Below are 8,238 nucleotides of genomic sequence, written 5' to 3' on the forward strand. Positions count from 1 at the left end.
GGACTCTACCCCGCTTGGCGGTGTGACGGCTCGGTGCCATGGGTCACAGCCAGCCGCTGTCCTCCGCGACCTTGACCGCCTCGGCGGTTTCGCCGTCACGATCCTGGGCGCCGACGAGCTGGCCGCGAAGTACGAGGCGCTGAACGACGACTACCGCGCCATCATGGTGAAGGCGCTGGCGGACCGGCTCGCCGAGGCGTTCGCCGAGTGGATCCACCTGCGCGCCCGCCGCGACTGGTTCGAGCCGGACGCCCAGCCGGAGCTCGCTGACCTGCACGCGGAGAAGTTCCGGGGTATCCGGCCCGCGCTCGGCTACCCCGCCTGCCCGGACCACTCGGTGAAGCGCGAGCTGTTCGATCTGCTGGCCGCGGAGGACATCGGTGTGACGTTGACCGAGTCGTTCGCCATGTACCCGGCGGCGAGCGTGAGCGGCCTGATCTTCCAGCACCCGGACGCGAAGTACTTCACCGTGGGACGGCTCGGCCGTGACCAGGTCGTGGACTACGCACGCCGCTATGGCAAGCCGGTCGCCGAGGTCGAGCAGTGGTTGCGCCCCAACCTGGGTTATGAACCCGCCTGACGGTTCTGCAACGTGAAAGCGCTTCCCGGTATTGGGGTGCGTTATCCCGATTTGGCACCAAGCGATGTAGCATCGGGCCGCTCTGGAGATCAATCACCGTCAGTCGAGCGAGCCCGAGGTCATAGATGCGAGCTGCGGCGCTGGTGCTGGGTCTGTTGCTGTTATCCGGCTGCGGTGGCGCCGCGAAGTCCGACGCGCTGCCGCACGTGGGTTTCGTCGTCAAGCGCACGGGCGGTTCGTTCGCGCAGGAGATGACCAGCGGGTTCCACGAGGGCGTCGGGCGCATAGGCGGCGTCAGCGCCACCGTGACCGGGCCGCCCGGCCAGGACGGGCACAAGGAAGTCGAGTTGTTCGCCGATTTGACGCTCGCCGCCAAAGGCGGAATCGCGGTCGCCACGTCCGAACCCGCGCTGATGGCACCGGCCATCGGTGACGCGTTGAGCCAGCACGTCGCCGTCGTCGGTGTGGACATGCGACTCACCGCGAGTTCCGGGGTGAAACTGCACATCGGTAACGACAACTACGAACTCGGCGAAAAGCTGGCTGACGAGTTGATGCGCCGATTGCCCTCGAACGCGACCGGGACCGTGGTGCTGGGAAACACCTCACCGGGACTCGCCGGGTTCGACGACCGTGCCGACGGCATTCGGGGGCGATTCGCCGAGAAGCTACCGGGAGTACTGGTGCTGGGGCCGTTCGACACGCAGCGCGACGACGAGGCGAACCTCGACGCGTGGCGAAGACTCGTGGCGGCGAATCCCGATGCCCTCGCGTTCGTTGGGACCGGTGACTGCGACGGCGTCAACCTCGCCGCGATAAGGACCGAGAAGGCGGCGAGGTGGCTGGTGGGCGGTTTCGGGGTCGACCCGAGAACGTTGCAGGCGGTGCGGGACGGCGCGATGGTGGCGACGATCTCGCCGGAGCACTACCTCAAGGGCGCCGTCGCGGGCTGGTTGCTCGCCCGGCACGCCACCGGGGCGGCATCGTTGCCAGAAGGCTGGGTCGAGACGCCGGGGTTGACCGTGACCACCGCGAACCTCGACCAGATCCTGCACCGGCAGGAGTCCGAGAAGGCGCGCAGGGAGTTCTTCCAGCCGCAGATCGACAGCTTCGTCCAGGATCCGGCGAGCTGGGTGCGACCGTTGGAGCAGGCACGGTGAGGCTTTGGGAAGGCCGCGCGACCGCGAGGGTGGCGACGGTGGGGCTGACGGCCGGGTTGCTGGCCCTGGCCGGACTGGCGCTGTGGAGCAGCGTGTCCGCGCAGGCCACGACCGCGCACGTGCGGGCGTTGAACGACTCCAGCGAGCGGTGGAGCCGCGTGCTGGAGCACATCAACGTCGCGGACAACGCGTTGCGGGACCTGCAGGCCAAGCGCACCGAGCAGACCGTCGAGCCGTTGCAGAACTCGCTGGGTTCCGCGCGCACTGAGCTGGAGTGGCTGCGCACCAAGGGGCAGAGCGACGACGTCGCGGACGCGACCCGGTTGATGCCGCTGTACGACCAGACCACGGACATCCTGCGCAAGGTGATCGCCGGCCAGGACCCGCTGCAGGCCGACCAGGCGTCGCTCGCGCACTCGTCGTTGCGCCGCCAGATCTCCTCGACGATCGGGGACAAGCGCCTCGACACCCTCGAGTACCTGCGTTCCGCGGACGAGAAGAACGCGCGGCTGCGCGTCGCCCAGATCATCGCGTTCGTGCTGGACGCGTTCCTGGTCGGACTGTTCGGCATGGTCCTGCTGGGCCACCGCCGCAAGATCCTGCGCCAGGCCGCCAAGAACGAGCACGAGGCCCACCACGACGCGCTGACGGGTCTGGCGAACCGGACGCTGCTCGCGCGGCGGATGGAGACGGCCGTCGCCAAGGCGTGCAAGAAGAACGAGCCGCTGGCGTTGCTGATCGTGGACCTGGACAGGTTCAAGGAGGTCAACGACTCGCTCGGGCACCACACCGGCGACCTGCTGCTGCGCCAGGTGGCGAACAGGCTGTCGTGGGCCGTGCGCGACACAGATCTGGTGGCACGGCTGGGCGGCGACGAGTTCGCGGTGCTGCTGCCCGGTGTCGGGTCGGCCGAGAACGCGGCGATGGTCGCCGAGAAGATCCTCGGCGCGCTGGCCATGCCGGTCACGCTGGAGGGTCTGGAACTGGAGATCGCCGGCAGCGTCGGCGTCGCCATGTGCCCGGTGGACTCAATGGACGGCCACGAGTTGTTGCGGCACGCGGACATCGCGATGTACGCGGCCAAGCGCGAGAAGTCCGGTGTGGCCGTCTACGACGCACGCCTGCACGAGCGCGGTGCCTCGCAGCTCACCGCCGTCACCGAGCTGCGGCACGCGATCGACCGCGGCGAGCTGTTCCTGCACTACCAGCCCAAGGCGCTGGCCGACACGGGCGCGGTGTGCGGCGTCGAGGCGTTGGCGCGCTGGCAGCACCCGACGCGTGGGCTGGTGCGGCCGGACGAGTTCATCCCGATCGCGGAGGAGAACGGGCTCATCGAGCCGCTGACCCGGTACGTGATCGATGCGGCGCTGCGGCAGTGCCGGGCGTGGCAGGACGCGGGCTGGGAGGTTCCGGTCTCGGTGAACGTGGGCGCGGCCTGCTTGCTGCACACGGAGTTCCCCGGTGACGTGTCCGATCTGATCAAGCGGCACGGGCTGCCCGCACGGCTGCTGACGCTGGAGATCACCGAGTCGGCGATCATCTCCGACCCGGACCGCGCGGTGGACGTGCTGCGGCACCTGACCGATCTCGGTGTGCGACTGTCCATCGACGACTTCGGCACCGGTTACTCGTCCATCTCGTACCTGCGCAGCATGCGGGTGCACGAGATGAAGCTCGACCGGTCGTTCGTGACGCACATGTGCACGGACGCCGGCGACAGCGCGATCGTGCACGCCCTCGTGGCCTTGGCGCGGAACTTCGGGCTGCAGGCCGTCGCGGAGGGTGTCGAGGACCAGGACACGTGGACGGCTCTGGCCGAGGCCGGCTGCGACGTCGTCCAGGGGTACTTCCTCAGCGAGCCACTGCCCGCCGAGGAAGTCGTTGCCTGGCTTGGGGATCGCGCGGCCGCTCACGCCTGATAGGGCTCGGTGTCCCGCCACTGGTTGATGAACGGCTGCATGAACTCGACCATGGCGGGCAACTGGTCCGCACAGCTGAGGTACGCGATCACCCGGATCGCACCGACGGCGTTGACGAACCTGAGGACGTCTTTGTCGAGCGTGCGCAGGCCGTTTCGTTCAGCACCGCGGTTGTAGGCGGCTTCGAGCTCCAGCCCGAGGCCGCCCAGGTCCCACTCGGCCGGTCCCCTGGTGATGAGCTCGAAGTCCGAGAACAGCGGCCCGTGCACGCCGGCGAAGATGTTCGCGGGCGGCGAGTCGCCGTGGATCGGCTGCAGCTCGACGCCCGGAAACGCCTTCACGAACTCGGTTTCGTCGCTGACGAGCGGTTCCAGCACCTGCCACTCCCGCTTGGCGCGGGCGACATCGGCCGGGTCGACGAGGTCCGGCCGGTTTTCGAGGATGTCGAGGCCCTCCCGGACGAACCTCGGTTCCGCCGACGACAGGAAGCTCAGCTCGCCGGGGTAGTCCTTGAGCGCCTTGTGCAGATCCGCGGTCAGCTCGGAGTTCTTGACGTAGTCCGGTACCGAGTCCTTGTCCTCCTCGGTGAACGGCCAGAACGTGATCGAGAACCCGTCCCGCTGCACCGGCTCGCGCGGCACGAGCGGACTCGGCGGGATCACCGGCACACCCTGGTCGTGCAGCCACTGCGCGACGTCGAGTTCCTGCTGCTGCCTGCGCGCCAGGCTTTCCAGCATGGTGGTGTGCGGCAGAACGGTGGGAACGCGGGCCACGACCGGCGACGGGGCGAGGTGCACCACTACTGAGAACAGTTCGTAGAGCACCTTGCCCTCGGAGATGTCGAGCCCGAGGTCACGGCCCGCTGCCACGGCGGCGTCCTTGGCTGTCATGACACGATCGTGTCATGAACCGCCGATGACGCGCAGATCATTTACCCGCTCGCAGACCACCGCTCCCACGGCGCCGCGAAGACCGTGATCGGGATCGCGCGAGGCCCGGCGAACGGCGAAAGCAGACCGGTGGCCGCCTGCGCGGCGATGGCGAGCGGCAGCCCGGCGAACAGCGCCCACACCGGCAGTCTTCCCAGCGTGACCGCGAACGAGGCGGTGGCTGCGATGGCGACCGCCGCGATCGTGAAGCGCACGGCTGACGGCATCTCGTTATCATTGCTACAAAAATCTGTTAACACCGCTATACTCGTGGTCATGGACACGCGAACGCGCATCTTGGAGGCGGCGGAGGAACTGCTCGACGCCTCGCCGGACCGCGACATCTCCACCAGGGCCGTGTGTGCGGCGGCCGGCGTCGGCGCGCCCGTGCTCTACCGGCTCTTCGGCGACAAGAACGGGCTGCTCAGCGCCGTCGTCGACTACGGCTTCGACCGCTACCTGGCGACCAAGCGGGAGGCTCGGCCGTCCGCGGACCCGGTCCAGGACCTGCGCGACGGCTGGGACACGCACGTCGGTTTCGCGAGGGCGCACCCGTCGGTGTACCGGATGATGTACTCGCCGAGCTTCGAGGCGGTGCCCGACGCCGCGAAGGAGGCGTTGCTGCTCCTGCGGCAGGTGCTCGAACGCTGCGCCGAGGCGGGCCGGCTGCGGATCGACCCGGAGAGCGCCGCGCAGATCATCATGTCGGCGAACGTCGGCGTCGCGCTGAGCATCGTCACGCAGCCGGAGACCTACGCCGACCCGGAGCTGTCCACCCAGGTGCGCGACGCCGTGCACAACCGGTTGCTCACACCGGAGTCCGGCACCGCGGCACCCAGCGCGGACACGAGCCTGCTCACGGCCTCGGTGCAGCTGGCGGCACTGCTGCGCACCCGTCACACGTCGCTGACCGACGCAGAGACCGCGCTGCTGCTGCAGTGGCTCGACACGCTCGCGGCGGGGAACTGATCACGTCAAGATCACCAAAACGATGGCCGCGAACGTCGTGGCACGCGAGAGTGCGTCCTGAACCGACGACGGAGAGCGTGCCATGACTATTCGACGCACGACCGCGATGGCGGTCGCCGTCACCCTGCTCCTGGGCGCCTGCGCGGCACCGGAGCGCAACGGTGGCAGCCCGCTTCACCCCAACGCCGCGGAGGACGTGAACCGCCTCGATCCCGCGCAGCTGAAGGACGGCGGCGAACTGCGCTGGCCGGTCGACGAGGTCCCGTCCAACTGGAACGTGTACAGCGTCGACGGCGCGACCGGGAACAACGCGCTCATGCTGGCCGCGATGGTGCCGGGGACCGCCACCCAGAAGGCGGACGGCTCGGTCGTGCTGAACCAGGACTACGTCGAGAGCGCCGAGGTCACCTCCAGCGACCCGCTCGTCGTCACGTACCGGCTGAACCCCAGGGCGAGGTGGAGCGACGGCAGGGCGTTGTCGTGGGAGGACTTCGAAGCACAGGCGAAAGCCTTGTCCGGCAAGGCCGAGGGCTACCAGGTGTCGACGACCACCGGCTACGAGGACATCTCGAAGGTCGAGCGCGGCGGCGACGACCGCGAGGTCAAGATCACGTTCGCGCGGCGCTTCGCCGAGTGGAAGGCGCTGTTCAACCCGTTGCTGCCGAAGACCCTGAACGACTCGGCCGAGACGTTCACCAAGTCGTGGGCCGACCAGCCTCTGGTGACGGCCGGTCCGTTCAAGATCGGCTCGATCGACCCCACCGGCAAGGTGATCACCGTCGTCCGCGACGACAGCTGGTGGGGCGCCAGGGCGAAGCTCGACAAGATCACCTTCCGGGTGGTCGAACGTCCCGCGCTGGCGGACGCGCTGGCCAACGGCGCCATCGACTTCTACGAGGTCGGCGCGAGCATCGACCTGTTCCAGCGCGCGAAGAGCATCCCGGGCGTGGTGCTTCGAGACGCCGTGACACCGCAGTACAACCAGCTCACGTTCAACGGCGCGGCGTCGTCGATCCTCGCGGATCCCGCGCTGCGCACCGCGATCATGAGCGGCGTCGACGCGAGCGTGATCGCCAGGGCCCTGGTCGGCGGCATCAGCAACGGCGAGGTGAAGCCCGTCGGCAACCGGATGTTCCCGCCGGGCACCAAGAACTACCAGGACCACGCGGGCCTCGTGCCGTTCAGCCAGGACACCGCGAAGTCCACATTGGACTCCCTCGGCTGGAAGCTCGACGGCGAGTACCGCGCGAAGGACGGCAGGCAGCTCGTCCTGCGCTACGTCTTCCCCTCCCCCAGCGCCCCCGGCGAGCAGGTCGCGAAGCTCGTCCAGAGCCAGCTCAAGCAGATCGGCGTGAAGGTCGACCTCACCTCGGCCCCGTCCGCCGAGTTCCTCACGAAGTGGGTGTTCACCGGCAACTTCGACATCACCAGCTTCCGCTGGGAGCAGAGCCCGTTCCCGATCAGCGGCACGAAGCCGATCTTCTCCCTCAACCCCGCCAACACCAGCCGGAACTACGGCCACATCGGCAGCGACACCATCAACAAGCTCTACGACGAGGCGACCGCCGAGCTGGACGACGCCAAGCGCGCCGCCCTGGCCAACCGGATCGACGAGGAGCTGTGGAAGATCGGCCACCAGCAGCCGCTCTACCACCAGCCCGGCGCGGTGGCGGTCCGGTCGACGATCGCGAACCTCGGCGCCAAGGGCAACGGCGAGTTCGAGTACGCGAGCATCGGCTACACCGGCTGATCGCGCCTGTTGTCATCCAGGGACGCACCTCGGATCATGATTGCGTGTTCGAGCGCGCCGCACTCACCCTGTTCGTGGTTTTCGGCGCGCTCACCGCTGTCCGCATCATCGCGCCGTTCCGGGCGTTGCTGCTCCCGGCACTGCCCCGGCGTGACCAGGGCCTGCTTCGCCGGGTGCTGCGAGTGCACAGCTACCTGCCTCGCTGGTGGAGTGCGGGGTACCTGGTCGCCGGCTGGGCGGTCGGCCTGGTCGCCGGCTACTTCGCGCTGCAGCTGGACTTCGACCGGATGCCGGCCTGGCCGGCCAGTCTGCTCGCCACGGTCATCTACCTGGGACTGTCGGTCTACGTCGGGGTGGCGTACGTGTACTACCACGACGTGCGCGGCCGCGAGCAGCTGCGGATCCAGGTCCGTCGCGACGAGCGGGCCGAGCGGGTTCTCGCCGACCTGCGGGGCGGCCGGGAAAGCCGGGGCCACAGCGTGTGGCTGCGCTCGTTCCAGTCCACCGGCCGCGTCCGCGTCATCGCCAGGTCGAAGTACGTCAAGCTCAAGAACGAGGACGTCAGCAAAGGCGGCCTGCACGTCTACCTCGGCGACTTCGAGACGATGCTCGCGGAGGCCGTCGAACACGTCGCCCCGCTGATCGCGCTCGGTGAGAGCGGTGAACAGATCGGTGCCGGCCGAGTCCGCACCCGCGAGGAGGACTGGCGCGAGGTCTTCACGCTCCTCACCACGAGCGCACACACGATCTACCTCATGCCGTCGCTGCGGCCTGGCACGCAGTGGGAGCTCGACCAGGTGCTCATGACACCGGACCTGTTGCGGCGCTGCGTTTTCGTGCTGCCGCCGGAGTACGAGCCCGGCATGCGGGTCTGAACGCACGCCCGGGTTCGTGGCGGCCGACCTGTGCGCGCTGCGCAGGGAGGCGGCGG

8 protein-coding genes are annotated in these 8,238 nt (G+C 68.7%); 6 read left to right on the forward strand and 2 right to left on the reverse strand.

The genetic code is table 11. From position 1 onward, the window contains the following. The 3 genes from ABZX92_RS44110 to ABZX92_RS44120 form a co-directional block, all read left to right on the forward strand. Positions 1–580, forward strand: a 580-nt coding sequence (locus ABZX92_RS44110) for a vitamin B12 dependent-methionine synthase activation domain-containing protein (protein WP_355571884.1), incomplete at its 5' end; no start/stop codon positions are given. A gap of 125 nt (positions 581–705) precedes the next feature. Next, positions 706–1,740, forward strand: a complete 1,035-nt coding sequence (locus tag ABZX92_RS44115) for a sugar ABC transporter substrate-binding protein (protein WP_355571886.1) — start codon at positions 706–708, stop codon at positions 1,738–1,740. Next, positions 1,737–3,659 (forward strand): bifunctional diguanylate cyclase/phosphodiesterase, encoded by a 1,923-nt coding sequence (locus tag ABZX92_RS44120; RefSeq protein WP_355571888.1) that lies wholly within the window; start codon positions 1,737–1,739, stop codon positions 3,657–3,659. The genes ABZX92_RS44115 and ABZX92_RS44120 overlap by 4 nt, the downstream gene beginning before the upstream one ends. On the opposite strand, the gene ABZX92_RS44125 is transcribed toward ABZX92_RS44120, so the two are convergent. Further along, positions 3,650–4,549, reverse strand: coding sequence for a phosphotransferase (locus ABZX92_RS44125; RefSeq protein ID WP_355571890.1), 900 nt, complete (start codon positions 4,547–4,549; stop codon positions 3,650–3,652). The genes ABZX92_RS44120 and ABZX92_RS44125 overlap by 10 nt on opposite strands. Before the next feature lie 41 nt (positions 4,550–4,590). Continuing rightward, positions 4,591–4,815: a hypothetical protein gene (locus ABZX92_RS44130; protein WP_355571892.1), complete on the reverse strand. Its 225-nt coding sequence runs from the start codon at positions 4,813–4,815 to the stop codon at positions 4,591–4,593. 49 nt (positions 4,816–4,864) lie between these two features. Here ABZX92_RS44130 and ABZX92_RS44135 point away from each other — a divergent pair, with 49 nt between their 5' ends. From ABZX92_RS44135 to ABZX92_RS44145, 3 genes are all read left to right on the forward strand, one after another. Beyond that, complete coding sequence (locus ABZX92_RS44135) at positions 4,865–5,557, forward strand: TetR/AcrR family transcriptional regulator (protein WP_355571893.1); 693 nt, start codon at positions 4,865–4,867, stop codon at positions 5,555–5,557. An 82-nt stretch (positions 5,558–5,639) separates the two neighbouring features. After that, positions 5,640–7,307: an ABC transporter family substrate-binding protein gene (locus tag ABZX92_RS44140; RefSeq protein WP_355571895.1), complete on the forward strand. Its 1,668-nt coding sequence runs from the start codon at positions 5,640–5,642 to the stop codon at positions 7,305–7,307. Between the two features lie 44 nt (positions 7,308–7,351). Beyond that, complete coding sequence (locus ABZX92_RS44145; RefSeq protein WP_355571897.1) at positions 7,352–8,182, forward strand: hypothetical protein; 831 nt, start codon at positions 7,352–7,354, stop codon at positions 8,180–8,182. Positions 8,183–8,238: the final 56 nt, after the last annotated feature.

The sequence above is a fragment of the Lentzea sp. NPDC006480 genome (assembly GCF_040611995.1).
Taxonomy (GTDB): domain Bacteria; phylum Actinomycetota; class Actinomycetes; order Mycobacteriales; family Pseudonocardiaceae; genus Lentzea.